Raw genomic sequence first — 25,523 nt, forward strand, 5'->3', positions numbered from 1 at the left:
TATTTAACTAAGCAAAGATAATAGATTGTAGTGCCGTTCGTTAAATTTAAAACAGAAGATTGCAAATGACCATGAAAAAAGCACTGCTACTCCTATTTTTCAGTTTTATTCTTGTAAACTGTTCTTCAAAAAAGGCCGTTAACGAACCTATTGTGCAGTACCGTGACGATTTCAAATCGGTTTCTGAAAAAAGTAAATCGGTTTTCCTAAGCGAAATGAAAGCGACAGACAAAAAATATTCCGTGATAATCCTGACCAAAGGCTTTACAGGCGAAGATCTGGCGGTTACCAACGAAACAAAACAACTCTACAAAGGAAACCCGATTACCAATTTAGGTACCGGAATTGCAGGCTATCTCAGAATTGAAAACGCTGCAAACACCAAAATATCGGACAAAAAAAGCAAACGGGAACTTCTGCTTGAAAGCGGCCAGACCAAAAAACACAAATTCATTTATGTAATGAAAGACAATTCCTTGCCGAATCCCTATAAAATAACCTACAGCAACACACTTAGGCCTTTAAAATAAAAAAAGTACCTTTGCGCCTATTCCTAAATGCCATGAAAAAAACATTCCTTTTCCTGCTGATTTTGTTTGCCTACAGCAACACCTTCGCACAGCTTAAAACCATTGTTGGTCAAACCGATTATCCGTTTTGGATTCAGGTGCCCGAAAATAAAAAAAACGAAAAACAACCCGTATTGATTTTTCTTCACGGCAGAAGTTTGTCCGGTACGGATTTAAACCGCGTAAAACGTTACGGGGTACTGCGTGCCATTGAAAGAGGTCGAAAAATACCCGGAATTGTTGTGGCCCCTCAATTGGCTTCCGGCCCTTGGAACCCGGATAAGGTCTTACAGCTTTTGGAATATGTGCAGAAAAATTACAATACCGATTTAGCAAGAGTATACGTTTGCGGGATGAGTTTAGGCTCTTACGGCACTTTACATTTCGCCGGAAAACACGCCGATAAAATCACTGCAGCCGTTGCTATTTGCGGAGGCGGAAATGTCGCCGATGGCTGTAAACTGGCAACCCTTCCGTTGTGGATTCAGCATGGCAATAAGGATTATATCGTTCGGATATCAGAATCGGAAAAAGTGGTGAATGCTATTAAAAAATGTAAACCGGATGCCGATGTTACCTTTACGGTCATTGAGGGCGGCAATCACAGCAATGTGGAACGTCTGTTTCATGAAGACGCCTTGTATGATTGGTTATTTAAGCAAAAGAAAGAACAACTGTAATTCACACACATGTCAGACATTACGCTTCTATCATCACCTTTACAGGGTTTTACGGATTTTCGTTTCAGAAATGCTTTTCACAACTATTTTGGAGGGATTGACACTTTCTATTCTCCGTACATAAAACTGAACGGAAAATTAGTAGTAAAAGGTTCTTATGAGAGAGATATCCTTCCTGAGAACAACAATACATTACAGGTAATCCCGCAGATTATTACTAATGATGCCGAGGAATTTTTGTTCGTGGCCAAGTATGTAAAACAATTAGGCTATAACGAACTCAACTGGAATTTGGGCTGCCCGTATCCCATGGTAGCCAAATGCGGAATGGGTTCCGGTTTAATCAGCAATACGGAGCGTATTGATCAGATTTTAGAAAGGGCGCATACGGAAACAGACATCATTGTTTCGATGAAAATGCGCATGGGTTATGAAAACCCGACCGAGATTTTAGACGTGTTCCCGATCCTTGAAAAATATCCGATAAAGAACATTGCCATTCACGCGCGCATCGGAAAGCAATTGTACAAAGGCGGCGTCGATCTGGATTCGTTTCAAAAATGCCTTGACGTTTCCAAACACAAATTGTATTATAACGGCGATATCACCTCGGTGGAAAAATTCCGGATGCTTAAGGAGCGTTTTCCTTCGATCAATCATTTTATGATTGGCCGGGGTTTGATTGCCGATCCGTTTCTCCCAAGCATGATCAAAAACAATACTACCGAATACCCTAAAAACCGATTTGAGATTTTCGAGGAATTCCACGACACGATTTACCGCGATTACGACGCTTATTTACAAGGTCCAACGCCGATAAAAATGAAAATGTTAGGGTTTTGGGAATACTTTTCGGAATCCTTTTCCAATCCGCAAAAAACCTTTAAAAAGATAAAGAAAGCCGGAAACAGCAAACATTATGAGGAAGCGGTTCGGGAGATTTTCAGATCGGAACGATAAGTACAAAAAACAAAGGCTGTCCATTTCGACAGCCTTTGTTTTTATTTAAGTATTTCTTTCAGTTCCTCAAAAGTTACTTTCTTTTGTTCACCGGAAGCCAAATCTTTCAAAGCGAATTGATTGTTCGCAATTTCATCACCGCCAACAATAATGGCATATGGAATACCACGTTTGTCAGCATGTTGGAATTGTTTCCCGATTTTGGCATTGTCCGGATACATTTCCACTTTGATACCAGCCTTCCTTAATTGGGTAATAGCTTTCATGGCATACAAGGCTTCTTCCTGACCGAAGTTTAAGAATAACGCTTTCGAGGTTGATGTAACGGTTTCCGGGAAAAGCTTCAGTTCGTCCAGCACCAGATAGATACGATCCAATCCGAAGGAGATGCCCACACCACTCATGTTTTTCAAACCAAAGATGCCGGTTAAGTCGTCGTAACGCCCACCTCCTCCGATAGAACCCATGGCAACGGTTTTTGGCGCCGCTACTTCAAAAATAGCTCCGGTATAATAATTTAACCCTCGCGCTAAGGTAACGTCCAGGTCTAAAACAGATTTGTCCAAGCCTAAAACTATCACGTTCTCACAGATAAATTTTAGTTCCTCCACGCCTTTCATTCCTTCCGTTGAAGACGCTAATAAAGTCGAAAGTTTTTCCAGTTTCTCCGCAATCGTACCTGTAAAGTGGAACAACGGCTGTACTTTTTCCAATGCGATTTCTGAAATACCCTTCGCCAACATTTCTTTTTTCACCCCGTCTTCACCGATTTTATCCAGCTTGTCTAAGGCTACCGTAAAATCTATTAGTTTATCCGATGCGCCGATTACTTCTGCAATTCCGGAAAGTATTTTTCGGTTGTTGATTTTGATGGTCGCACCTTCCAATCCTAAAGCGGAAAACACACTGTCGTACAATTGTACCAGTTCTACTTCCTGCCAAAGTGAATTAGAACCTACCACATCCGCATCACACTGATAGAATTCGCGGAAACGTCCTTTCTGTGGATTGTCCGCACGCCAAACCGGTTGGATCTGGTAGCGTTTGAACGGAAACTCTATCTCGTTTTGGTGCTGTACCACGTAACGCGCGAACGGAACCGTTAAATCGTAACGCATAGCTTTTTCTGAAATTCGTCCGGTAAATTTGTTCAGTTCGATGCGCTGCTCCAAAGTAATGGTTTCTGCGGAATTTACCTGAAGTTCTTCTATGGATTTCGGCAATTCGATCTTATTCTTATTGTAAAAAAAGTTCCCGGAATTTAAAATCTTAAAGATCAAACGGTCGCCTTCTTCACCGTATTTCCCCATTAAGGTTTCCGAGTTTTCAAAGGTCGGGGTTTCAATAGGCTGATAGCCGAACTTCTCGAAATTCGTTTTGATAATGGAAAAAATATAGTTACGCTTAGCTACTTCGGCTGGCGAAAAATCACGGGTTCCTTTTGGTATGCTTGGTTTTTGAGCCATTACTTTGGGTTATTTGTTGATGGGTTATTTGGTTATTCGGTTCCAAACACACCCAATAGTTTTTCTTTAGCCCCGGTTGCAGTCTCGTTATGAAAACGAGACGGAAAACGGGAACAGCGTATCAGGATAAACCCTAAAGTTTCGCTCCAAATACTTTGCAAATATCTTACTTTTTAAAGAATTTTATAAATCTGTTTTAGGAAACTTGTAACAAATGCCGTATTTTGGTGACAAATTGCTACTATGTCGAACGCCGGATTATTCAGAGAAAACACAAAAATCGCCATCGATTCCATTAAAACCCACTTACTGAGAACGGTTTTAACGGTATTGATCATCGCCATCGGGATTACCGCTTTGGTTGGGATCCTTACATTGGTTTCGGCACTGAAAAATACGATCATGAAGGATTTTGCCTCGATGGGCGCCAATACGTTTTCCATCAGTCAGTATGATTTTTCCGAACGCATGAACCGAAATGAAGGTGAGAAAAAGATAAACCCAATTATCAGTTATCCGCAGGTAAAAGAATTTAAGGACAAGTACGACTACCCGTTTACTTCGACTTCGCTTTCGTTCACCGCTACTTCAACGGCAGAAATCAAATACGAATCCGATAAGACCGACCCGAAAGTAACGGTTATGGGCGTGGACGATATTTTCCTTCCGAACAAGGGTTTAGTGGCCACCAAAGGAAGAAACTTCACCGGATTCGACATTGAAAACAACAATGCCGTTTGCATTTTAGGTTCCGATATTGATAAAGATTTATTTGAAGACGTTAATTCGCTGGACAAAACCATTTCTATCCGCGGGGCAAAATTTAAGGTAATCGGGGTTTTAAAAGAAAAAGGCGCAACGTTTGGCAACAATCAGGATTTCAGGGTTTTGATCCCGATCCAGGTTGCACGCTCCTTGTTTTCGGCACCGAACATTAATTACGATTTGAGCGTAATGATCGCCAACAAAGATTTGATGGATCAGGCCGTGGACAATGCAACCATTACCATGCGACGCGTGCGCAAACTAAATCCGGTGGAAGAAAACAATTTCGGGATTGAACGCAGCGACGAACTCATCAACACTTTGCTTTCCAACACCGAAGTATTAAGCATCAGTGCCTGGGTAATCGGGATCATTACTGTATTCGGTTCTTCCATCGCCCTTATGAACATCATGCTGGTTTCCGTAACCGAACGTACCCGTGAGATCGGCGTCCGCAAATCGTTGGGAGCTAAAAAGAGTACCATCGCCTGGCAGTTTTTTACCGAAACCCTGGTTATCGGGCAATTAGGCGGATTGGTTGGAATTATTTTAGGGGTTTTAATCGGATATGCCTTATCGGCGGCTCTGAGTTTTAACTTCTCGATTCCCTGGATGGCCATTTTTGCTGCGGTGGTTACTTCTCTTGTAGTAGCCTTGTTTTCCGGTTTGTATCCTGCGATTAAGGCTTCTAAGCTGGATCCGGTGGAGGCGCTTAGGTATGAGTAAAAAAGTCGCAGTTTTCAGTCACAGTTTTACAGTTATTTTACGACTGATTACCGGGACTGAGACTGTAGAGTTCCTTTAACCATCCGGTCATTCCCGTAAATATCCTTTCTAAGTTCAATATTTCTGAAGTTCAGCCTTTGGAGAAGTTGTTTCATTTCATTCCCTAAATACTGATTGATTTCAAAATACAATTGTCCGTTTTCGGATAAGTTTTTTATGGCCAATTCAGATATTTTCCGGTAGAACACTAACGCGTCGGTATCTTCTACAAACAAGGCTAAATGCGGTTCGTAATCGAGGACATTCTTTTTGATTTCTTCTTTTTCAAGTTCGCGCACATACGGCGGATTCGAAACGATAATATCGAAGGTTTGCCCCAAATCATTGGTTTCTAAAACACTCTGATGCAAAAACTCAACTTCTACCCCATTGCGCTTAGCGTTTCTTCGGGCGACTTCCAACGCTTTTTCGGATACATCTATCGCAAATACTTTTGCATTGGGAAGGTTTTTGGCCAAAGCAATCGCAATACAGCCCGTACCGGTTCCTATATCCAGAATTTTGACTTCCGACTCTTGACTCTTGACTTTTGACTCTTTAAGAATCCAATCCACCAGTTCTTCCGTTTCAGGTCGCGGAATCAGGGTATTTTCATTAACAAAGAAGGGCAAGCCATAAAATTCTGTCTCTCCTAATATATACTGTATCGGTTTTTGTTTTTTCAGTTGATCCAAAACGGTTTCCCATTGCAGCACTTGCATTCCGTCTAACTCAAAATCCGGGTTTAAAACCAAATCGACACGCTTCATGTCGTGAAAAGCTTCCAATAAAATAAAGAAGAAACTGTCGATTTCCTGCTCGTCATAAATTGAAGCAAGTTCCTGGGCAAAATTGATTTTATATTCTTTAAGAAGCATTTTGGGTTGAATTACGAATGACAAAGTACGAATTACGGAGTGGAAATTCCAAATTCCAAAACAGTTAATCTCTAATCAAAAAATCACAAGTCTTTGATCATCCATACAGGACAGGAAGAATGGCCGGTACATCCCATGGGAGCCTCAAGATAGACAAACCCGGTTTTCAGATACAGTTTCTGTGCGGCTTCCATATAAGGCATGGTTTCCAGATAGCATTTTTTAAACCCAAGCGTTTTGGCTTTTTGCAGACATATTTCCATCATCGCAGCGCCAATTCCAAGGCCGCGGGTTTCCGGAAGAAAATACATTTTCTGCAATTCACAAACTTCGGGAGAACCATTGGCTAAAGGAGCTATTCCCGCACAACCTATTATTCTGCTGTCTTTTTCCACTACAAAATAAGCCGAATTGGGTTCGGAATACGTTTCAAACATACAATCCAACTGCGGATCAGCGTAGGCAGTCCCGACTTTCGGTACGTTGAATTCTTCCAGAACCGTTCGAATTACCATAGCAACCGTTATATTATCAGCCTTTTGTATTTCTCGGATAATCACTTCATTCATTGTCAGGAAATAACTTATTTTTGCAGTGTGAAGATACAAGAAAAATACATGAGTCGCTGTATTGAACTGGCCAAAAATGGTTTGGGAACCACTTACCCTAACCCAATGGTCGGCAGTGTGATTGTATATGAAGGTAAGGTCATTGGAGAAGGCTGGCATCAAAAAGCAGGCGAGCCTCATGCCGAAGTCAATGCGATCAATTCCATAGAGGACAAATCTTTACTTTCAAAATCGACGATTTATGTAAGCCTGGAACCGTGCAGCCATTTCGGAAAAACACCACCGTGTTCCGATTTAATTATTAAACACAAAATCCCGAATGTCGTTATCGGCACCATCGACCCATTTGCCAAAGTAGCCGGAAACGGTATCAAAAAAATGATGGAAGCCGGCATAAATGTGACCATCGGCATTCTGGAAGACCAGTGTAATGAACTCAACAAACGTTTTTTTACGTTTCATCAAAAAAAACGTCCTTATATTATCTTGAAATGGGCGGAAACCGAAGACGGTTTCATTGCTCCTTTAACGAAAGACAAACAACAACCGGTCTGGATTTCCAACACGCTTTCCAGACAATTGGTACACAAAATACGAAGCGAAGAGCAGGCGATTTTAGTCGGCACCCAAACCGTTCTGGATGACAATCCCAAATTAGACGTTCGCGACTGGTCTGGGGAAAACCCAATCCGTGTGGTTTTGGACAGAAACGGTAAAATCACAAACGAGTATTTTGTAAAAGACAATAAAACCAAAACAATTTTCATCACGGAGAATCAAAATTTTACGAATTCTGACAATCTTTTTTACGAAAGTTGTAACTTTGATACTTCTTTAGCTTACACCATTTCCGACATTCTTTTCAGACATGGAATCCAGTCGGTCATTGTGGAAGGCGGAAGAAAAACCCTGCAAACCTTTATCGATGCCGATCTTTGGGATGAAGCATTGGTTTTTAAAGGAAAAGCAAGTTTTACAAACGGAATATCGGCACCAAATCTTTTGGGAAAACTGATTAAAAAGCAAGTGATTTTGGATGACGAACTTTTAATTTTCAGAAATGTATGATTGATACAATTATTTTTGATTTCGGAAATGTGTTTATCAATTTGAGTCAGGAGGCTCCCTTTGATCATATGCGAAAAATCGGTTTGGTATGCTGGAACGAAGACTTGGACAGCCTTAACAAACGCTACGAAAAAGGCAAAATTGACGAATTTCAGTTTTTCACCGGTTTTCAGCGCTATATCCCCAACAAGGAATTGGATGAAATCCGCGAAGCCTGGAATGCCATCCTGTTAGATTTCCCACTATACCGTCTGGAATTTTTACAACGTCTTTCGGGCAAATACCGTTTGTTCCTTTTAAGTAATACTGACAGAACCCATATCGACAAATTCGAACATAAAGTAGGTATGACTTTCTGCCGGGAATTTTACCAATGCTTCGAAAAAGTATATTTCTCTTTTGAAACCGGTCTGAGAAAACCCGATCCTGAAGTTTTCAACTATATTATTAGCCGTCACGACCTTGACCCGAAAAGAACCCTTTTTATAGACGACAACAAACACAACACCGATGTAGCCGCCAATTTAGGGATGCACGTCTGGAATTTACAGGTAGGCAAAGAAGATGTTGTAGATTTATTTGAAAAAAGTTGGTAATCGCTTTTGGAAAAAGATACTTTTAAAACCCTTTCCGCGCCTTCGGAAGAAGCGCTCTACAAAGAAAAAAACAGTAAGTTTTTCGGCTATGCCTATCCGGTTACTTCGGAAGAGGAAATCAAAGCCATTTTAGAGGATTTACGCAAACAGCACTATTCCGCGAGACATTGGTGTTATGCGTTTCAGTTGGGCACCTCCAAAATACAGTACCGGGCAAACGACGACGGCGAACCGAACAATTCTGCCGGCATGCCCATTTACGGACAGATCCAGTCTTTTGATGTCACCAATGTACTTGTAGTGGTTGTCCGCTATTTCGGTGGTGTAAAATTAGGCGTAGGAGGTTTAATAACCGCATACAAAACTGCCGCACAGATGGCGCTTGAAGTTTCTGACATTGTAGAAAAAACAATCAACATCCACTACCTTATAAAGTTTGACTATAAGAACATGAACAAAGTCATGCGCATCATTAAGGAAAAAAACCTAGATATCGTTTCCCAGAAAATGGAGATGGCCTGCGAAATCGAAATCGCTACCCGAAAAAAAAATGCCGAAATGGTATACGACATTTTTTCTACTTTATTTGAGGTGGAAATTTCAGAAAAAGAATAAATCCGTTTATACCAATTCGTTTAATTTTTTTGTAAGATATTCCGGTGGCAAAACTGGGCGTCCGGTTTTGGCATCCACGAACACCAACATCGAGTGGCCGGTTGTTAATAACTCTCCTTTTTCACTGTAGATTTCATAGTCAAATTCTATCTTAACGGAAGCCTGTTTTTTGAAGAGTGTTTTCACCGTCAGCAGGTCGTCGTACCGCGCCGGTTTTTTAAAATTAAAGGACAGCGAGACAACCGGCAGCATAATTCCGTTTTCTTCCATCCATTTGTAGGAAATCCCCATGTTTCTTAGCCATTCCACGCGTCCCATCTCAAAATACTGAGCATAATTCCCATGATAAACCACTCCCATTTGGTCTGTTTCCGCATAGCGCACCCTCACCTGAAACTCGAAATTTCTCATCTTAATTTTATGTTAATTTATTCTAAATTATATTTTAAAATTGCGTACAATTTTTTTTTTACAAAATCAATATCAAAATGATTTTTTTTTAAAAAATTTTGTCCACATATTTGTCTTCCCAAATCTTAAAAAGGTAACCTTCGATTAACTTTTTGTAAGACAATTAATAATCAATTTTATGCTTGAATATATGAACAAAACTGCGCAATCGGTCTGGAATAACTGTCTTCTTTTCATAAAAGACAACATCCAGGATCAGGCCTATAAAACCTGGTTCGAACCAATCAAGGCAGTCGAGCTTACTGATAATGCTCTGTATATTCAGGTACCCAGTAAATTCTTTTACGAGTGGCTTGAGGAGCATTATGTAAAATTGTTAAAAGTTGCCTTAACCAAAGAACTTGGACCGGGTGCAAAGTTACTTTATAAAATTAAAATGGAGAACAAACTTGGTAACAAACTTCCGTTCACGGAGCAGCTACCAAGTAACAGTCGACCTGCCGTAAAACCACAGGAAGTGGATGCTCCTATCCAAAATAAAAACCCTGAACTTAAAAACCCTTTTGTAATCCCGGGCATCCGAAATGTAAAAATCGAATCGCAGTTAAATTCCAATTACAACTTCGATAACTTTTTGGAAGGCGAATCCAACCGTTTGGCCCGTTCCGCAGGTTTGGCCGTTGCCAACAAACCGGGAGGCACCTCGTTCAACCCATTGATGTTTTTTGGTGGTGTTGGATTAGGAAAAACACACTTGGCTCACGCCATCGGGGTTGAGATCAAAGAAAAACATCCGGAGAAAACAGTGTTGTACATTTCTGCCGAAGTGTTTACTCAACAGTACACGGATTCCGTAAAGAAAAATACCCGAAATGATTTTATTCATTTCTACCAATTAATAGATGTATTAATTATTGATGATGTACAGTTCCTTTCCGGTAAGGCAGGAACCCAAGATGTTTTTTTCCACATCTTCAATTATTTACACCAAAACGGAAAGCAGGTTATCCTGACTTCCGACAAAGCTCCTGTAGACATGCAGGACATCGAGCAGCGTTTGTTATCCCGTTTCAAATGGGGTCTTTCGGCCGAAATTCACCAACCGGATTACGAAACAAGAGTTGCAATTTTAAAAAGCATTCTTTTCCGTGACGGAGTGGAAATGCCGGAAGAAATCGTGGAATACGTTGCCAAAAACATCAAATCCAACATCCGTGAACTGGAAGGTGCCATTATATCTTTAATCGCACAATCATCTTTCAATCACAGAGAAGTTACGTTGGAATTGGCAAAACAGGTGGTAGAGAAATTCGTAAAGAACATCAAGCGCGAAGTTTCCATCGACTACATCCAAAAAGTGGTATCCGATTATTTCCAGTTAGATGTGGAAACATTACAATCGAAAACCAGAAAACGCGATGTGGTTCAGGCGAGACAATTGGCGATGTTCTTTGCTAAGAAATTCACCAAATCGTCGTTAGCCACTATCGGCTCCCAAATCGGAGACCGTGATCACGCTACCGTTTTACACGCTTGTAAAACCGTTGATAATTTAGTTTCAACGGACAAACAGTTCAAAAAATACGTGGAAGACATTCACAAAAAGCTTTCCTTATAAAATGCCCGTAAAAATATTAATGGTCTGCTTGGGGAACATTTGCCGTTCCCCTTTAGCAGAAGGCATACTACAATCCAAATTACCCAGAGAATTATTTATCGTAGATTCCGCAGGAACCGGTGGTTGGCATGTTGGACAAGAACCGGATAAGCGTTCCATCCTGACAGCAAAAAATCGAGGCCTTGACATCACGCACCAGCGCGGGAGACAATTCAGCAAAAACGATTTTGAAAATTTTGACTACATTTATGTGATGGACAATTCCAATTACAAAAATGTACTCGTATTGGCTCCGGATACAGCTTCTAAAACAAAGGTCGCCATGATTCTGAACGAAAGGTTCCCGGGTGAAAACATTGATGTTCCAGACCCTTATTACGGCGGACAAAACGGTTTTGAAGACGTTTACGATATGCTGGACGATGTCTGTAATCTTATTGCTGAAAAATTATTATCAAAACACTCATAAATCATGAATACGCTTGGTAAACTTTATCTGATACCGACCACTTTAGGCGAAATGAACCCTGAAGAAGTTTTGCCGTTAACCATAAAGCGAACCCTTGATTTTATTGACCATTATATTGTGGAAAATGAAAAGACAGCACGTCGTTTCATAAAAAGCGTTCATCCTGAGAAAAAACAGCCGGAATTAAAACTTTTCGCCTTAAACAAGCATACTGAAGAATCCGAACATTACGAGTTCATCAAGCCTTTGCTGGAAGGTAAAAATATGGGATTGATGAGTGAAGCTGGTTGTCCGGGCGTTGCCGATCCCGGCGCGGTTATCGTGAAACTCGCACATGAAAAAGGAATTCAGGTGGTTCCACTGGTTGGTCCTTCCTCTATTTTACTGGCAATTATGGCTTCCGGTATGAACGGACAGAGTTTTGCCTTTAACGGCTATCTGCCGATAGACAAGTCGGATAAGAAATCGGCTTTAAAGAATTTTGAGAAGCTTTCGTTTGAGAAAAATCAGTCGCAGTTATTCATTGAAACACCTTACCGCAACAATAAATTAATGGAAGACTTACTGCAGATTTTACAGCCTAACACTCATTTATGTGTGGCCTGCGATATCACACTTCCTACCGAATACATCAAAACACTGACCGTGAACCAATGGAAAAAAAATAAGGCCGATTTACACAACCGACCTTGTATTTTCATTATTCACAAAATGTCTTAATCTAATTTTACTTTCGCATTCGGATTAGCCAAAATGTTCGAGGTATCATAACCTCCGAATCTTTTGATATAACTTCTCAGTGAAGTTCCGAAACCGTCTGTAAAACCATTTCTTCCGTTTGTTCGTAAAAAACTTTTCACCGAAGTCGCGCCGCCCAAATGTGCAGCAGCCAACAAACCGGATTCCGTGATACGAACGCCGTTTATAATTCGCCCATCATAACGATTAATTTCTTTTCTCAATTCCCATTTGTTTCGAGCCAAAAGTGCTTTGAATGCCCTCTCCTGTAGTCTGGGATTACGCAAAAATTCTGAAGTATTATTAATCCCAATCGTTCTCAAAGTACTTTTTCCAAACTGGTATTTTCCCATATAACCGAACGGGTTTACCAATCTGTACATCCCTAGAGATTCTTTAACCGCTATGGCTTGCTTAAACCCTACATATGATTTTCCGGTAAAAGGTAAATCATAATAAACTTTTTCAGTTTCTTCTTTGGTAGGAACCAGGTAGTTAATCACTTCGTCTTCTTCTACGTGAAAGCCTTCTAATTTTTCCGGTTCAAATGCTTTAAAACCTGAGCTAATCAACGTAATCAAAAGTGTTAACCCTGTAAAGTAAGTCCATTTTTTTGTCATAAATTTTTGTTTCTCATACGCTGTCACCGTGATGAATTATCCGGCTACAAAGATAAGCCAGAAAATAGAAAACTGAAAATCAATAAGTTAAACTTTGTTAAAAATAGATAAAATGCCCTTTAACACTGCCGAACTGATTGATTTCCAAAGTAGGAGCCGGCACCTTAATTGTGTTAAAAACAGAGAAAAGTGTTTTAAGCGTATGCGATTTTGTTTTGATTCGGGTAAGATCAACATCGAAACTTAAATAATACTGTCTGGTTCTTCGTGTTTCGATAACAACTTCATCCGAAGGCGTTTCAGAACTACCGTAAACCATCCCATCTGCACCGTAACCAAAGGCAAGATTCAGCCACTGCGGAACATATTTCGATTTGGTAAAAGCATATACATTAGCCGAAAGCCAGTAGGTCTGACCGTTGTAATCTTTCAACAACTGTTCGTTCCAGCTATCCCCCAATGTATTAGGTCGCAACGAAGCATATTTAGTGGTATGAAACGAGAATTTAGGTGTGATCCGTTGTTCTTTCCAAAGCAACTCCTGAGAAACATACAAACCGGTCCCGGCGACATTGGCCGTCACATCGCCCCAGGAAGCACCCCATTCCTGTGAAAATCCGTCAAAAACTTCCACTACGCTCAGGAAAGCAAAACCCAGAGTCGCTCCATAAATTAGTTGTTGTTTTTTATTAGCTCCGCTCCACGCAAGGGTTTCAGCTCCAAACCGACCGAGATGATACGTCGAGAACAAATGCCCTGCCTTGTCCATCTGCAGCCAATCGTTGTTATCGTTGATAAAATGGAAGGATGCTTTCGGATAATCTTTGTACCAGATTTGATTCAAGCCCACTAAAGTTCCGCCCAACAAAACTGTTTCACCTACATACACCGTACTTCTCCGCTTTACATCAAGTGAATCAGCCGGTGTTAAAAAGGACTCCACTGCATTTTGCGAATGAACCGCAACCGAAAACAACAAAAAAAGAATCGCAAGTACTCTTCTTTCGAAAAACACTTGCGATACAGTATTATATTTTTTTAAAATCCGCTTCAAAAAATTAGCGTTGATACCCTTGTTTGGCTACCCAGTCGGCATATTTTTTAGCAATCACCTGATGCTCTTCATAAGTCTTCGCAAAATCATGATATCCGAAACGCTCCACACTTGCACAGAAATAAACAAAATCGTGTTTTTCAGCATTCAAAACCGCATCAATCGCGGAAATATCAGGCATCGCGATTGGTCCCGGAGGCAAGCCTTTATGAATATAGGTATTGTAGGCCGAATTGATTTTCAAATCGTTATACATCACCCTTTTAATAACGGTATCAAAATCCCCGGATCTTTCTTTTACAGCATAAATCACAGTCGGATCCGCCTGTAAAAGCATGTCCTGTTTTAAACGATTCAGGTAAACACCAGCCACTTTTGGTCTTTCGTCCGCTTTTGTAGTTTCTTCATGAACAATAGCAGCCAAAGTAGCAACTTCAACCGGCGTCATGTTCAGTTCTTTAGCTTTTGCCTGACGTTCTTCGTTCCAGAATTTTCGGTATTCTTTGGCTAATTTATCACGCAGTTTAGTCGGTGAAACATTCCAGTAAAACTCATACGTATTCGGAATAAACATCGCTAAAACATTGTCTTTGTTCAAACCGTTTTCAGCCATAAAAGTCGAATCCGTAAAAACCTCCGTTAAGGTTAAACTGTCAGGCTCTAACTGAGTAGAGATGCGCTGCACTAATTTTGACAACGATTCCTGATTATTGAAAGCCAATTTAACCGGAACATTGTGACGCAACGAAGAGACAATACCAAAACTGCTCATCCCTTTAGTCAACAAAAATTTTCCCGGATTTACGTTGGCCGCATACCCTCTTTTTTCAGCTACAAAACTGAATTTATCCATGTTCTCCACATAAGGCTCCATGATTTTTTTCACATCCTCATAAGTGGAATTCGTTGGAACATATACAAAAACTTCGTCTTCGTTAAATTTAGTGTTTCCCGTAAATGCTTTGATGTATACCACTACACCAACAGCCGTTGCAGCTAGCAATATCACTACGGAAATGATTGAAATAAGTCTTTTTGGGTTCAAAATTATATTAGTTAGTTGGGTTAATTAATTGATACAAGCCTTCGTCAGTATACCGGTTCCGGAAACGGATCCAGTCTTTTTTTATCCCGACACATTGGAAGCCAAAATTAGTAAAAAGGTTGATACTTGCCACATTTTCGGTTCCGATATTTGCATACAACTGGTGCAATTGCAATTGGGTAAAGGAGAATTTAATCAGTAAATCCAATGCTTCCCTGCCGATTCCCTGGTTTCGGTGTTCGGGTTTCTGAATAACGATTCCTATACCTGCCCGCTGGTTTCTAGGATCGAAATCAAACAAATCAATCAGACCAACTACCTCAGCAGTTTCGTTTTTACAAATCGCCAGGCGCAATTGTTTGGCTTCATAAATATCCTGATGTGCATTTTCGAGATACTGCCGAATCAGAAAACGACTGTACGGGGTTTGCGTATTGCTCATCTCCCAAATGGTTTCGTCGTTCTCAATAGCATGGACAAACTCCAAATCTTCCGGTTCGAGCGCTCGTAAATGGATCGTATTTCCTTTTAAGGTAATCAATTCAGATTATTAAGTTTAAAATTCGTAATTCGTAATTCGTAATTCGTAATTCGTAATTCGTAATTCGTAATTAAATATTTATTTCTCCCGAATAAACAAATGTTGCAGGCCCTTTCAGAAAAACGTGGGTATAAAACCCATTTTTCTCCGTAAAGGAAACTTCAAGTGTTCCACCTTCAACTTTCAATTCGATAACAGAACTATTCGTTTTACCGGTGGCTTTCATCGCGATTGCTACTGCCGTTGCACCCGTACCACAGGACAAGGTTTCATCTTCCACACCTCTTTCATAAGTGCGCAGGGCAAATTTATTTTCATCAGTTTGGGATACAAAATTCACATTACTTCCGACCTGACCGTACAAATCGCTGTAACGGATTTTTGAGCCCTGATTCCTCACATCAAAAATATGCAGGTCTTCCACCATCTGAACGTGATGCGGTGAGCCCGTGTTTAAGAAAACGTGATTTTCATGCTCCTGTACTTCATCGACATCTTTCATCTGAAGCGAAACAATCCCTTCCGAATTGATGGTCGCGTAGTGTAAACCGTCAGTTGCAATAAAAGTGGTTTCCGTTTCTATGATTCCCAATTGCTTGGCAAAAGCCACCAGACAGCGGCCGCCGTTCCCGCACATGGAACTTTCGTTACCGTCCGAATTGTAATAAACCATGCGAAAATCGGTAGTTTCATCGTTTTCCAACAGGATCAAACCGTCAGCTCCGATACCAAAACGTCTATCACACAGTTGTTCAATAAGTTTGGTATCATTTTTGGGAAAATGTAAGTCACGATTGTCGATCATTACGAAATCGTTTCCTGTCCCCTGATATTTGTAAAATACGTAGTGCATCTGAAGTTGTAATAAGTAACAAAAGTACAAATATTAATGACACGTTAAAGTGTGTTAAACGGGCGTTAAACCTTTTTTTTGAATTCGTGAAGTTTTTAATTTTACTGTTAAATCTTTAAACAAACCTTACATTATGAATAAATTTTCAAGCTTATTAGTCGTATCTCTGTTAAGCGGAACAATAACGCTTGGCGCATACAAATTATTTCTGGAGGAAAATTCCGGGGTAAAAAGCAAACTTTCGGTAGCCTCCGATTCTTATGCAAGAAATGTAAGCCTGGGCGCTGAAAATTCCGATTTTACAACCGCTGCGGAAAACGCCGTACATTATGTGGTACACGTTAAAAACGTAACGGTTTCCGAAATCCCTACCAACCCAATGCTGGAGTATTATTATGGCTATCGTGGCGGACAACAGCAAACACAAATCGGAACCGGTTCCGGTGTGATTGTATCGGAAGACGGCTACATTGTGACCAACAACCACGTAATCCAGAACGCCACTGAACTGGAAGTCACCTTAAACAACAACAAATCCTATAAAGCTAAACTGGTCGGAACGGACAGCAAAATGGACATCGCGTTATTAAAAATAGTTGCCGAAGAAAAACTGCCATACGCCACTTTTGGAAATTCCGATAGCATGCGCGTTGGCGAATGGGTATTGGCGGTAGGAAATCCGTATAACTTAAACTCGACGGTTACGGCCGGTATTGTTTCAGCGAAAGCCAGAAATTTAAGCAAAGACGGCATCCAGTCATTTATTCAAACTGATGCGGCGGTGAATCCGGGGAACAGCGGTGGTGCTTTAGTAAACACCCGTGGGGAATTGGTCGGAATCAACACGATGATTTCTTCGCCTACAGGTAGTTATGCCGGGTATTCCTTTGCCGTGCCGTCCAACATCACCCGAAAAATCATTGAAGATTTGATGGAATACGGTAACGTACAACGCGGGGTTTTAGGTGTGGAAGGAAGAGAACTGAACAGTGTGGCTTCTAAAGAATTCGGCGTGAAACAAACCCAGGGCTTCTATGTGAATTCCGTTTCCAAAGCTTCGGGAGCTCACAATGCCGGGCTGAAAGAAGGCGACATCATTGTTCGTTTAGACAGCCAACCGGTAAACAGTTATACCGATTTAACATCCTACATCAATTCCAAACGACCGAACGACGTGGTTCAGGTAGGCATTATCCGCGACGGCGATTCGAAAACCATACCGGTCCGTTTAACCAAAAAGGAATTGGTAAACGTCGATTATAACGGCTTTGAATTTGAAGACCTTGATGCCACAGACAAAAAACGTTTCCGTATCAATGAAGGGGTAAAAATCAAAGAAGTTTCCAACGAAGAATATGTGGAATATGCCGAAGTATTGCGCGGAAGTGTCATCTTAAGAATCGACGGCAACAAAATCAATTCTATGGAACAGGCTTCCAGACTTTTGAACTCGAAATCCAACAATCAGAAATCCAGAGTAGAGCTGATCACCCAAAGAGGCGAACACTTACAAATGTTTTTATAACGGATTCAAAACCAAATACTCAAGCCCGGTCCTGTGATCGGGTTTTTTATTTATTTTTCACAAAATATTTTTCCGTAATCTGATTAAAAATCAATAATTTTGCACCAAATTTTAACAACACAAAATAACACATGAACAATTCCGCTTTATACGAAAAAGAATTGGCTTTTCAGGCAGACAGAAGAAGAGCCGGTGTAGAATTCATCAAAATTATCAGTGATTTATGGTACGATAAATCAATCGAATTGGTGCTTTTCCGTAACCAGTTGATTGACCGAAACGTTAGCGACATCATCAACTTGCATGAGTATGCGGGAGAGTTCGTTCAGAAACCGATTAACGTTTTCGATTCTGTGGAAATTGCACGCGCTATTCAGGCTTTGGACTTACCGCCATCCCGAATTGATATCGGTAAATTGACTTACGAATTCCACCTGGAAGACGACAAATACAACGACGCTACTGCTTTCGTAATCGACAAATTAAGAGATGCCAAAGACACTTCTGAAATCAAACCTAAAGACGTAGTTCTTTACGGATTCGGACGTATCGGTCGTTTATTGGCTCGTGAAATGATGGCTAAAGTAGGTAAAGGACAGCAATTGCGTTTAAGAGCTATCGTTACCCGTGATAAAAGTGATGCGGTTTTATTGGAAAAACGTGCTTCTTTATTACGTTACGATTCAGTGCATGGTGATTTTGAAGGTTCTGTTTCTGCAGACGTGGAAAACAACGCTTTAACAATCAACGGAGCAACAGTTCACATCATTACAGCTAACACTCCGGAAGAAATTGACTATACGGCATACGGTATCAACGATGCTTTAGTGATTGACAACACAGGTGCTTTCACAACTGAGGAAGCCTTAAGCCGTCACTTAACTTCAAAAGGTGTTGACAAAGTTTTATTAACCGCTCCTGGTAAAGGTGTACCGAACATCGTTTACGGTGTGAACCACGAAAGCTACAACCCGGACGAAGTAAAAATCTGGTCAGCAGCTTCTTGTACTACTAACGCGATCACTCCGGTTTTAGCGGCTATTGAAGAAACGTTAGGTGTAGTAAAAGGACATTTGGAAACTATCCACGCGTATACAAACGACCAGAACCTTGTAGACAACATGCACAAAAAATACCGTCGTGGTAGAGCTGCTGCCTTAAACATGGTAATCACCGAAACTGGCGCTGGAAGTGCGGTTGCAAAAGCGTTACCAAGCCTTGCTGGAAAATTAACTTCAAATGCCATCCGTGTACCGGTTCCTAATGGCTCCTTAGTAGTTTTAAACTTAGAAGTAGGCAAAGAAACCACAAGAGAAGATTTGAACGCAATCATGAAAAAATATGCTTTGGAAGGCGACTTGGTAGAGCAGATCAAATATTCCCTGAACAATGAGTTAGTATCTTCGGATATCGTTGGAACTTCAGCTCCGGCTATTTTCGACAGCAACGCTACGATTGTTTCCGCAGACGGGAAAAACGTGGTAATGTACGTATGGTACGACAACGAGTACGGGTACAGCCACCAGGTAATCCGTTTAGCAAAATACATTGCAAAAGTAAGACGTTACATGTACTACTAGTAGTCATACAACTTATAGTAAAGAATCCGTTTCGAGAAATTGAGGCGGATTTTTTATTACATTTGAAAATCGTCGTCAATCATTTTCAGATGAAAAGAATCCTATTATTTATTATGCTGATTTGCGGAATAACCATCACATCCGCCCAGAAAAAAAACAGCAAAAGAGAACCACAGACCAAATCTTTCGTTTTAGGCGAAATACGGGAAATCGAGTCCAAAATATTATCAGAGAAAAGAACCCTCAACATCTATTTACCGCAATCTTATAAAACAAACGATACGGTAAAATATCCCGTAATTTACTTATTGGATGGTGCTGCTGATGAAGATTTCATTCATGTTGCCGGACTTATACAATACAATACTTTTCCATGGATTAACCGTATACCGGAATCTATAGTGGTAGGGATCGCCAATGTTGACCGAAAAAGGGATTTCACATCACCCGCCACTCTTGAAATCCTTAAACAGCAAATGCCAACTGCCGGAAAATCGGAAAACTTTATCAACTTCATTGAAAAAGAACTTCAGCCTTATATCGAAAAGAAGTACAAAACGTCAAATTCCAAAATGATTATCGGACAATCATTAGGCGGATTACTTGCTACCGAAATTCTTTTCAAAAAACCACAGCTATTTGATCAATATATAATCATAAGCCCAAGCCTATGGTGGAATGACGGCGAATTGCTAAAAACAACACCCGGTATCCTGACAGAAAATTTCACTGCTAAAAAAGAAATCTATATTGGTGTGGGCAAGGAAGGTTTATCGCCTTTTTTCGATAACCATGTAATGGAAGTAGATGCCAATTTGCTCTACGAGAAAATCAAATCCGGCAAGAGCAAATCCGCAAAGGTTTATTTCGACTACATTCCCGAAGAAGACCATGCCACAGTTACGCATCCTGCGGTATTTAACGCTTTAAGATTTCTGTATCCAAAAAAAGAAAACTAATGAACCTGCAACCTATATTAGAAAACGATATCGTAAAACTTTCACCGCTGAAAGAAACAGATTTCGAAGCCTTGTACCAAGTAGCTTCCGACCCGCCCATCTGGGAACAACATCCCAACAAAGACCGCTACAAAAGAGAGGTTTTTCAAAACTTTTTTGAAGGCGCAATGGCCTCGGGAGGCGCTTTTCTTATTTTGGATAAAGAAAAAAATGTTGCAATCGGCAGCACTAGGTTTTATGATTACAACGAATCAGAAAAAAGCATTCTAATAGGTTATACTTTTTATGCAAGAGCGTATTGGGGCTCCACGTACAATCCACAGGTTAAAAAACTCATGCTGGATTACGCCTTTCAGTTTTTAGACAAAGTGTATTTTCATATTGGAGCACTCAACATCCGTTCCCAGAAAGCCATTGAAAGGTTAGGTGCCGCAAAAGTAAGAACCATTGAAGTGGCTTATCACGGTGAACCGGAGAAGTTAAACTTTGAATATGTAATCGAAAAACAAAATTGGAGAGAATAACGAAAGATTATTCCAAAACGCGATTAATCTGTACAAACCTTTTCGCGTAATAAGGTTCTTTCGTTGAAGAAATAATCACACCTGAACTGGTTGAGGAATGGATGAATTTGATTTCATCTTCCAGAACTTCGGTAACCATACCCACGTGACCAACCCATCTTCCGCGTGTGGCAAAGAAAATCAAATCGCCTTTTTGCGCCTGGCTCCTGTCGATTTTTACACCTGAATTGGCAGCCATATCTGAAGACGATCGCGGCAAAGTCATGTCGATATTTTTGAACGTAGTAAACATAAGCCCTGAACAATCGAAACCATTTCTGTCGGTTCCGCCGCCACGATAACGCACTCCAAGGTAATCCGAAGCTTTAGCAATCAGAAAATCGGCTTTCATGGCAGCGTCTGCGGACAATGGCAATGCCTCAGTTTTAACTCTGGACTCTTCTTCATTTGAAGCGGATGCAATATCTTTTGTATCATCACTTACAGCCACGTCTTTTGCCTCGTCAATTCTCAGCACTTCCTTAAGCTTAAGCTGTTGCCCAACTTCCAAACCATTAGCAATTTGAGGATTTAACCGTTCCAGTTCTGCAATGGATATTCCGTAACGTTTGGAAATCCCGTATTTGGTTTCTTTAGGCAAAACTTCATGAAAAAGCGCATTTTCGTTTGCCGGATTCGGCTTAACCCCAGCAACAGGATCAGTGTTTTCCGTATTGCTTTTCTGTTCTTTTACCTCATCTTCCGTTCCCGGAATAAATACTACGTCTTTAACATCAAGTTTATTGTTAACGATTTGTGGATTTGCTCTCTTAAGCTCTTCGACTGAAACATTATATTTTCGGGCGATAACGTAAAACGATTCTCCAGAAGCCACCGTATGCTTCTGCAATTTACCCTGAAGCTTAGCGATTTTTCTTTTTTCTGATTTTGAAAGCTGCTCTTCCTCCTGATTCTTAGCTCCTTTTGGCAATGCTAACAATTCTCCTAACTGAAGGTTATCTGAATCCAATTGCGGATTAGCATCACGCAGTTTTTCAACAGTAGTGTCGTATTTACGGGCAATGGTGTACAGGGATTCTCCGGATTCCACTTTATGGGACGGTCCTTTTGGTGTGGCTTTCTTCTTTTTTTCTTCCCCTTTTTTCTTTGCGTTTTTAGGAATGTAAAGCACCATATCCAATTGCAGCAATCCTTTAGCTTTTGGATTGAGTTCGAAAATTTCAGCTTCCGTCACGTTGTATTTTTTAGCAATACTATATACCGATTCTCCACTAACCACGACGTGTTTCACCTTTTCCTGAGAAAAAACCGACATGGAAATTATTAAAAACAGTGCTGTATAAAATCTAAAAAAACTCATCTGCATATACTTATGGGGAACCGGAATTCCAATTTTCGAAAGGGTTGCAAGATAAAAAAACTCCCGGCAAATGAGGGCGTTTTAACTTTATTTTAATGTTGCTTTTTAACGGAATGGCAAAATTCCTACTCTTTAGCAAGACAAAAACAACTTATCATTCCTCCTCTTCCGACCCCTCTTCCAACCCCTCTTCTTTTGGCAATTTATTTCGGGTGGTGATGTCCCAGTTTTCAATCTGATAGGGATTGTCACGTCTTTCTACATTCACCGTTATTGACAACGTGGTCGTTACATCCTTATCAACATAAAAATGACAGTACAGGTTTTCATCCACCACAAATTCATTTTTCTTAATCTCATTTTCGGCAAGATAATCCACAAGCGGTTCAATATCTTCCGGAAACAGCGTGTTTTCAGCTAAAAATTGCAACTTGGCAATCAGGGTTTGTTTTACAAAAGCAGCATTTCTGTTTTTACTTTTTGTGGAAGGTATGATAATTCTATACTCAAACAGTCGGTTATCACAACCCGAAAGCCCTGCATGAATAATAGTATCTTTCAACGAATACGTTTCTTCGATGGTTTCCGTATAATTATGCATTTCAATGCTTCTGGATCTTTTTGTAACGCCGGCTATCGGTTTAAAAATAACTTTATCCTCCAATTCGGCCAGTTTACATTTTGACAGATACGATTCCTCATAGAGATTTCCATTTTGGTATTCAAAAACAAGATCCGTGGTTTCACCTTCATTTGTCATGTAGGTCCTGAAATTTTTGGTTGCCCCGATTTTAATTTTCCCGTCTTTATACTCCAGTTCGTCTAAAATATTATAGGAAAACGGCGCATAGGTCAAAACCGAATGCTGTTCCGCTATGTTACTTTCATCTTTCATGATAACGTAAATGAATTCTGAATTGGAATTGACGTTTCCACCCAGCATCCCTTCGGAAGTCCGGTCAACAATATAATCGGTAATCCCGTCGTCATTGAAATCATCGGAAGCTATAATCGAAAAATAGACCGTATGACTGTCCCCTTCCACATAAAAATCAACGGAATACGGATATTCTTTTAAATTGATTGTTGGCTCTCCTTCTGTGGTGTCCTCAATTTCCTGTTTGATGAACTTTTTCAGCAATTCGGTTTCCAGCTTTGAAATTGGAATTACTTTAGTAGGCTCTACTTTAGCAGGCGCTTGTTTTGTATTGGTTGCTGTTTCTTTTTTCGTCTCTTTTCCACAAGAAACACTCAAAAAAAGCAACACCAATACACCGAAAAGTTTTTGATATACTGATTGCTGTTTTAAACACATAAATTATTTACAATTGATGATAAAAGTTTAGTATTGTCAGCCAAATTATACATAAAAAACTACAAAAAAAATCGTTTTTAAATTTAGTTTGCTGTATTAGTCTTACTAAAGATTGTCTGTCCGTAAAGAGAACATTGCTAACCTTTCCTTGGAACGTGCTAAACTTTCTGATAAAATTGTGTTTTAACGAACCATTCGTCACCGACTGAACTTTGAGAAAATTTCCTACTTAAGAGTTGCAAAACCTACTTTTTTACCTATGTTTGCTAAGATTATTCATACATAAAAACAACTTCCTGACTCTCGCCGACAAATGAATTCAAAACCTTATAAATTAGCCGTTTTAATTGAAATACTGACACTGCTGATTCTAGCAGCAATCTATTACCTGAATCCGTTTGATGTAACAAAAACCCCTCTACAGATTGACACCATACACCCGAATGAATTTTACATAGCCTTAAGCCTTTTGTTTTTCATTGTTCCGATCAGTTTTCTGATTGCTTTGTTCTTAACATCTTTTTTCAAAAGAAAAGACACCACGAAAGATTCGACTGAGTTAACCGGAGCTCAAAAAAACAAGCAGTCACTGTTTTGGAAATATACCTTTTTCAGCAGTTTTTATTTCTCCTTCGGATTATTTATTTTTTCGCTTTTTACCCGATTTACTTCGGAAAAACCGGTTTTAATCTATGAAACAAAAGCCTTTTTTCAAAATTTCGCCGTTTTTATGGTAGCCGTTTTGTTCATCAGCTTTGTTACAGGAGCCTTGTTTCTGGGTACCACTGCGCTGCGAAAAAACAATAAACTTTCTGCTTTTATCCTAACGATCATTATTGTCCTGTTTTTTATTTCTCCTTTTTTGGCGGTTACAAAATACCATCAATATTGTAAAGATTATAAACCAGGGGTGGTGCTTGATTCTTTATCGGAAGTTTCACTTTTTTTGAAGAAGAAGGGGACGGGGAAGGAGAATATGAAGACGGAGAAATCAGTTTTGCTTATTTGTGGGAGGATCCATCTGAGGATGAGAAAAATGTTTCGGCAGCACTTGAAGAATTCTTCTTACATCTGTTTGTTTTTCCATACCAGACTACATCCGACACTGACGAACCTGACCCTATTAAAGAACGGGGAGATTTAGAAAAAATGAATACTTTTTTGCTAGACAACTTACCGGAATCAATGGAAATCGTTCACTACCTCAGACAATTCCCTATTTATTCCAGTGAAGACCTGGAAGACGATTGGTTCAAAAACGATGAAAACAAGGACGTTTATTCTCTCGCAAGGATAATGATCGAGGCTAAGGAGCAACCTGAAAATATAGCCAGTTACTTTGAAAAGTACAAGCCTTTATTATACACCTTGATCGATAAAAAAATATACCACGAAACCTCTTTAGACAGAACCCTGAAATTGTTATTGATCACACATCAAGATTTAAAGTCTTCTAAAATTTCAGATGAAGATAAAGACAAATTATACCGAAAATACGCTTACAATGAAAGTCTTGACCCTAATGACCCTGACTATGAGGGACCGGGTACCCGATTAGACAAAATAAAATCGTATAGATCAGAAGCCGCCACGGCTAAAATTTTAGCAACATTAGGCAATGATTCTTCCGATTTCGGCGAATTTGACAATGTAATATCTTGGGCCTACAGCTTCTGGATCCGCAGACACTATGAAGGAAATGAAGAACAGGTGTTTGATATTTTAACCGAAATAAATGATCATTACAGTACCGAAAACGGTGATGTTAATTAGTATTCATCCTAAAAAACCATTAAAATCAACACATCATGCAAAAAAATCAATTTTAGTATTTCTCACTTGCATGCTGTTCTCTGTTGTTTATTCACCGGTTTCATTTGAAAAATAGAAAGGGACTTTTTCCACTAAAAAAAGAATAGTCTCGGTTATAACTACTATCTAAAAAGTTTACCAAAAATAAAAAACCTTGCCAAAGCAAGG

27 protein-coding genes are annotated in these 25,523 nt (G+C 40.0%); 16 read left to right on the forward strand and 11 right to left on the reverse strand.

Translation table 11 applies throughout. The annotated features are described in order from the left end of the window. The first annotated feature begins 71 nt into the window (after nt 1–71). From ACWPKD_RS04600 to ACWPKD_RS04610, 3 genes are read left to right on the forward strand one after another with little or no spacing between them, the layout of a single operon-like run. Nucleotides 72–530, forward strand: coding sequence for a hypothetical protein (locus ACWPKD_RS04600; protein ID WP_455411509.1), 459 nt, complete (start codon nt 72–74; stop codon nt 528–530). A gap of 32 nt (nt 531–562) precedes the next feature. Next, a complete protein-coding gene (locus tag ACWPKD_RS04605; RefSeq protein ID WP_455411510.1) occupies nt 563–1,249 on the forward strand; it encodes a carboxylesterase family protein in 687 nt (228 codons plus the stop codon). A gap of 9 nt (nt 1,250–1,258) precedes the next feature. Further along, nucleotides 1,259–2,209: a tRNA dihydrouridine synthase gene (locus tag ACWPKD_RS04610; RefSeq protein WP_455411511.1), complete on the forward strand. Its 951-nt coding sequence runs from the start codon at nt 1,259–1,261 to the stop codon at nt 2,207–2,209. 41 nt (nt 2,210–2,250) lie between these two features. On the opposite strand, the gene hisS is transcribed toward ACWPKD_RS04610, so the two are convergent. Continuing rightward, nucleotides 2,251–3,675: a histidine--tRNA ligase gene (hisS, locus tag ACWPKD_RS04615; RefSeq protein ID WP_455411512.1), complete on the reverse strand. Its 1,425-nt coding sequence runs from the start codon at nt 3,673–3,675 to the stop codon at nt 2,251–2,253. 243 nt (nt 3,676–3,918) lie between these two features. On the opposite strand from hisS, the gene ACWPKD_RS04620 reads away from it, so the two are divergent. Continuing rightward, nucleotides 3,919–5,166, forward strand: a complete 1,248-nt coding sequence (locus ACWPKD_RS04620) for an ABC transporter permease (protein ID WP_455411513.1) — start codon at nt 3,919–3,921, stop codon at nt 5,164–5,166. A gap of 47 nt (nt 5,167–5,213) precedes the next feature. Here the strand turns inward: ACWPKD_RS04620 and prmC are convergent, their stop codons facing one another. After that, nucleotides 5,214–6,083 carry a peptide chain release factor N(5)-glutamine methyltransferase gene (prmC, locus tag ACWPKD_RS04625; protein ID WP_455411514.1) on the reverse strand — a complete coding sequence of 290 codons (870 nt, stop codon included), beginning with the start codon at nt 6,081–6,083 and terminating at the stop codon, nt 5,214–5,216. An 83-nt stretch (nt 6,084–6,166) separates the two neighbouring features. Next, complete coding sequence (locus ACWPKD_RS04630) at nt 6,167–6,652, reverse strand: GNAT family N-acetyltransferase (RefSeq protein WP_455411515.1); 486 nt, start codon at nt 6,650–6,652, stop codon at nt 6,167–6,169. A 27-nt stretch (nt 6,653–6,679) separates the two neighbouring features. On the opposite strand from ACWPKD_RS04630, the gene ribD reads away from it, so the two are divergent. The 3 genes from ribD to ACWPKD_RS04645 are packed head-to-tail and all read left to right on the forward strand — an operon-like array spanning nt 6,680 to nt 8,931. Next, a complete protein-coding gene (gene ribD, locus ACWPKD_RS04635) occupies nt 6,680–7,720 on the forward strand; it encodes a bifunctional diaminohydroxyphosphoribosylaminopyrimidine deaminase/5-amino-6-(5-phosphoribosylamino)uracil reductase RibD (RefSeq protein ID WP_455411516.1) in 1,041 nt (346 codons plus the stop codon). After that, nucleotides 7,717–8,316, forward strand: coding sequence for an HAD family hydrolase (locus tag ACWPKD_RS04640; protein WP_455411517.1), 600 nt, complete (start codon nt 7,717–7,719; stop codon nt 8,314–8,316). The genes ribD and ACWPKD_RS04640 overlap by 4 nt, the downstream gene beginning before the upstream one ends. A gap of 6 nt (nt 8,317–8,322) precedes the next feature. Continuing rightward, nucleotides 8,323–8,931, forward strand: a complete 609-nt coding sequence (locus ACWPKD_RS04645) for an IMPACT family protein (RefSeq protein ID WP_455411518.1) — start codon at nt 8,323–8,325, stop codon at nt 8,929–8,931. A 6-nt stretch (nt 8,932–8,937) separates the two neighbouring features. Here ACWPKD_RS04645 and ACWPKD_RS04650 read toward each other — a convergent pair whose 3' ends face one another. After that, nucleotides 8,938–9,342 (reverse strand): acyl-CoA thioesterase, encoded by a 405-nt coding sequence (locus ACWPKD_RS04650; protein WP_455411519.1) that lies wholly within the window; start codon nt 9,340–9,342, stop codon nt 8,938–8,940. Between the two features lie 190 nt (nt 9,343–9,532). Here ACWPKD_RS04650 and dnaA point away from each other — a divergent pair, with 190 nt between their 5' ends. Genes dnaA through ACWPKD_RS04665 form a run of 3 tightly spaced genes read left to right on the forward strand, consistent with a single transcriptional unit; the run spans nt 9,533 to nt 12,149 of the window. Then, a complete protein-coding gene (gene dnaA, locus ACWPKD_RS04655; protein ID WP_455411520.1) occupies nt 9,533–10,960 on the forward strand; it encodes a chromosomal replication initiator protein DnaA in 1,428 nt (475 codons plus the stop codon). Between the two features lies 1 nt (nt 10,961). Then, nucleotides 10,962–11,429 (forward strand): low molecular weight protein-tyrosine-phosphatase, encoded by a 468-nt coding sequence (locus tag ACWPKD_RS04660; RefSeq protein WP_455411521.1) that lies wholly within the window; start codon nt 10,962–10,964, stop codon nt 11,427–11,429. A 3-nt stretch (nt 11,430–11,432) separates the two neighbouring features. After that, the gene (locus tag ACWPKD_RS04665) at nt 11,433–12,149 is read left to right on the forward strand and encodes an SAM-dependent methyltransferase (RefSeq protein ID WP_455411522.1); all 717 of its coding nucleotides are present in this window, start codon (nt 11,433–11,435) and stop codon (nt 12,147–12,149) included. Here ACWPKD_RS04665 and ACWPKD_RS04670 read toward each other — a convergent pair. From ACWPKD_RS04670 to dapF, 5 genes are all read right to left on the reverse strand, one after another. Continuing rightward, the gene (locus ACWPKD_RS04670) at nt 12,146–12,787 is read right to left on the reverse strand and encodes a peptidoglycan-binding protein LysM (RefSeq protein ID WP_455411523.1); all 642 of its coding nucleotides are present in this window, start codon (nt 12,785–12,787) and stop codon (nt 12,146–12,148) included. The genes ACWPKD_RS04665 and ACWPKD_RS04670 overlap by 4 nt on opposite strands. 97 nt (nt 12,788–12,884) lie before the next feature. Beyond that, entirely contained in the window at nt 12,885–13,832 is a 948-nt protein-coding gene (locus ACWPKD_RS04675; RefSeq protein ID WP_455411955.1) for a DUF2279 domain-containing protein, read from the reverse strand. 13 nt (nt 13,833–13,845) lie between these two features. Further along, nucleotides 13,846–14,886: an endolytic transglycosylase MltG gene (gene mltG, locus ACWPKD_RS04680; protein ID WP_455411524.1), complete on the reverse strand. Its 1,041-nt coding sequence runs from the start codon at nt 14,884–14,886 to the stop codon at nt 13,846–13,848. A gap of 7 nt (nt 14,887–14,893) precedes the next feature. After that, nucleotides 14,894–15,427, reverse strand: coding sequence for a GNAT family N-acetyltransferase (locus ACWPKD_RS04685; RefSeq protein WP_455411525.1), 534 nt, complete (start codon nt 15,425–15,427; stop codon nt 14,894–14,896). A 70-nt stretch (nt 15,428–15,497) separates the two neighbouring features. Beyond that, nucleotides 15,498–16,280 carry a diaminopimelate epimerase gene (dapF, locus tag ACWPKD_RS04690; protein WP_455411526.1) on the reverse strand — a complete coding sequence of 261 codons (783 nt, stop codon included), beginning with the start codon at nt 16,278–16,280 and terminating at the stop codon, nt 15,498–15,500. 133 nt (nt 16,281–16,413) lie between these two features. Here dapF and ACWPKD_RS04695 point away from each other — a divergent pair, with 133 nt between their 5' ends. The 4 genes from ACWPKD_RS04695 to ACWPKD_RS04710 all read left to right on the forward strand — a co-directional run bounded on the left by ACWPKD_RS04695 (nt 16,414) and on the right by ACWPKD_RS04710 (nt 20,868). Continuing rightward, entirely contained in the window at nt 16,414–17,805 is a 1,392-nt protein-coding gene (locus ACWPKD_RS04695) for a Do family serine endopeptidase (protein WP_455411527.1), read from the forward strand. Nucleotides 17,806–17,936: 131 nt separating this feature from the next. Beyond that, nucleotides 17,937–19,385: a glyceraldehyde-3-phosphate dehydrogenase gene (locus ACWPKD_RS04700; protein ID WP_455411528.1), complete on the forward strand. Its 1,449-nt coding sequence runs from the start codon at nt 17,937–17,939 to the stop codon at nt 19,383–19,385. Between the two features lie 89 nt (nt 19,386–19,474). Next, nucleotides 19,475–20,344 carry an alpha/beta hydrolase gene (locus tag ACWPKD_RS04705; RefSeq protein ID WP_455411529.1) on the forward strand — a complete coding sequence of 290 codons (870 nt, stop codon included), beginning with the start codon at nt 19,475–19,477 and terminating at the stop codon, nt 20,342–20,344. Further along, nucleotides 20,344–20,868: a GNAT family N-acetyltransferase gene (locus ACWPKD_RS04710; RefSeq protein ID WP_455411530.1), complete on the forward strand. Its 525-nt coding sequence runs from the start codon at nt 20,344–20,346 to the stop codon at nt 20,866–20,868. The genes ACWPKD_RS04705 and ACWPKD_RS04710 overlap by 1 nt, the downstream gene beginning before the upstream one ends. A 7-nt stretch (nt 20,869–20,875) precedes the next feature. Here ACWPKD_RS04710 and ACWPKD_RS04715 read toward each other — a convergent pair whose 3' ends face one another. Next, on the reverse strand, nt 20,876–22,228 hold the full coding sequence (locus tag ACWPKD_RS04715) for a LysM peptidoglycan-binding domain-containing protein (protein ID WP_455411531.1): 1,353 nt from the start codon (nt 22,226–22,228) through the stop codon (nt 20,876–20,878). A 154-nt stretch (nt 22,229–22,382) separates the two neighbouring features. Then, nucleotides 22,383–23,543: a hypothetical protein gene (locus tag ACWPKD_RS04720; RefSeq protein ID WP_455411532.1), complete on the reverse strand. Its 1,161-nt coding sequence runs from the start codon at nt 23,541–23,543 to the stop codon at nt 22,383–22,385. A gap of 313 nt (nt 23,544–23,856) precedes the next feature. On the opposite strand from ACWPKD_RS04720, the gene ACWPKD_RS04725 reads away from it, so the two are divergent. Next, nucleotides 23,857–24,687: a hypothetical protein gene (locus ACWPKD_RS04725; RefSeq protein ID WP_455411533.1), complete on the forward strand. Its 831-nt coding sequence runs from the start codon at nt 23,857–23,859 to the stop codon at nt 24,685–24,687. Nucleotides 24,688–24,692: 5 nt separating this feature from the next. After that, on the forward strand, nt 24,693–25,316 hold the full coding sequence (locus tag ACWPKD_RS04730; RefSeq protein WP_455411534.1) for a hypothetical protein: 624 nt from the start codon (nt 24,693–24,695) through the stop codon (nt 25,314–25,316). The last annotated feature ends 207 nt before the right edge of the window (nt 25,317–25,523 follow it).

The sequence above is a fragment of the Flavobacterium pedocola genome, assembly GCF_053764385.1.

What these genes read in the sequence shown, in the direction of transcription:
- ACWPKD_RS04720 (WP_455411532.1), bottom strand. Translation starts at nt 23,543, where the DNA reads ATGTGTTTAAAACAGCAATCAGTATATCAAAAACTTTTCGGTGTATTG.
- dapF (WP_455411526.1), bottom strand. Translation starts at nt 16,280, where the DNA reads ATGCACTACGTATTTTACAAATATCAGGGGACAGGAAACGATTTCGTA.
- ACWPKD_RS04650 (WP_455411519.1), bottom strand. Translation starts at nt 9,342, where the DNA reads ATGAGAAATTTCGAGTTTCAGGTGAGGGTGCGCTATGCGGAAACAGAC.
- prmC (WP_455411514.1), bottom strand. Translation starts at nt 6,083, where the DNA reads ATGCTTCTTAAAGAATATAAAATCAATTTTGCCCAGGAACTTGCTTCA.
- ACWPKD_RS04600 (WP_455411509.1), top strand. Translation starts at nt 72, where the DNA reads ATGAAAAAAGCACTGCTACTCCTATTTTTCAGTTTTATTCTTGTAAAC.
- ACWPKD_RS04630 (WP_455411515.1), bottom strand. Translation starts at nt 6,652, where the DNA reads ATGAATGAAGTGATTATCCGAGAAATACAAAAGGCTGATAATATAACG.
- ACWPKD_RS04725 (WP_455411533.1), top strand. Translation starts at nt 23,857, where the DNA reads ATGAATTCAAAACCTTATAAATTAGCCGTTTTAATTGAAATACTGACA.
- ACWPKD_RS04700 (WP_455411528.1), top strand. Translation starts at nt 17,937, where the DNA reads ATGAACAATTCCGCTTTATACGAAAAAGAATTGGCTTTTCAGGCAGAC.
- ACWPKD_RS04715 (WP_455411531.1), bottom strand. Translation starts at nt 22,228, where the DNA reads ATGAGTTTTTTTAGATTTTATACAGCACTGTTTTTAATAATTTCCATG.
- ACWPKD_RS04610 (WP_455411511.1), top strand. Translation starts at nt 1,259, where the DNA reads ATGTCAGACATTACGCTTCTATCATCACCTTTACAGGGTTTTACGGAT.
- ACWPKD_RS04710 (WP_455411530.1), top strand. Translation starts at nt 20,344, where the DNA reads ATGAACCTGCAACCTATATTAGAAAACGATATCGTAAAACTTTCACCG.
- ACWPKD_RS04620 (WP_455411513.1), top strand. Translation starts at nt 3,919, where the DNA reads ATGTCGAACGCCGGATTATTCAGAGAAAACACAAAAATCGCCATCGAT.
- ACWPKD_RS04605 (WP_455411510.1), top strand. Translation starts at nt 563, where the DNA reads ATGAAAAAAACATTCCTTTTCCTGCTGATTTTGTTTGCCTACAGCAAC.
- ACWPKD_RS04695 (WP_455411527.1), top strand. Translation starts at nt 16,414, where the DNA reads ATGAATAAATTTTCAAGCTTATTAGTCGTATCTCTGTTAAGCGGAACA.
- ACWPKD_RS04705 (WP_455411529.1), top strand. Translation starts at nt 19,475, where the DNA reads ATGAAAAGAATCCTATTATTTATTATGCTGATTTGCGGAATAACCATC.
- ACWPKD_RS04640 (WP_455411517.1), top strand. Translation starts at nt 7,717, where the DNA reads ATGATTGATACAATTATTTTTGATTTCGGAAATGTGTTTATCAATTTG.
- hisS (WP_455411512.1), bottom strand. Translation starts at nt 3,675, where the DNA reads ATGGCTCAAAAACCAAGCATACCAAAAGGAACCCGTGATTTTTCGCCA.
- dnaA (WP_455411520.1), top strand. Translation starts at nt 9,533, where the DNA reads ATGAACAAAACTGCGCAATCGGTCTGGAATAACTGTCTTCTTTTCATA.
- ACWPKD_RS04670 (WP_455411523.1), bottom strand. Translation starts at nt 12,787, where the DNA reads ATGACAAAAAAATGGACTTACTTTACAGGGTTAACACTTTTGATTACG.
- ACWPKD_RS04660 (WP_455411521.1), top strand. Translation starts at nt 10,962, where the DNA reads ATGCCCGTAAAAATATTAATGGTCTGCTTGGGGAACATTTGCCGTTCC.
- ACWPKD_RS04665 (WP_455411522.1), top strand. Translation starts at nt 11,433, where the DNA reads ATGAATACGCTTGGTAAACTTTATCTGATACCGACCACTTTAGGCGAA.
- ACWPKD_RS04730 (WP_455411534.1), top strand. Translation starts at nt 24,693, where the DNA reads ATGAATACTTTTTTGCTAGACAACTTACCGGAATCAATGGAAATCGTT.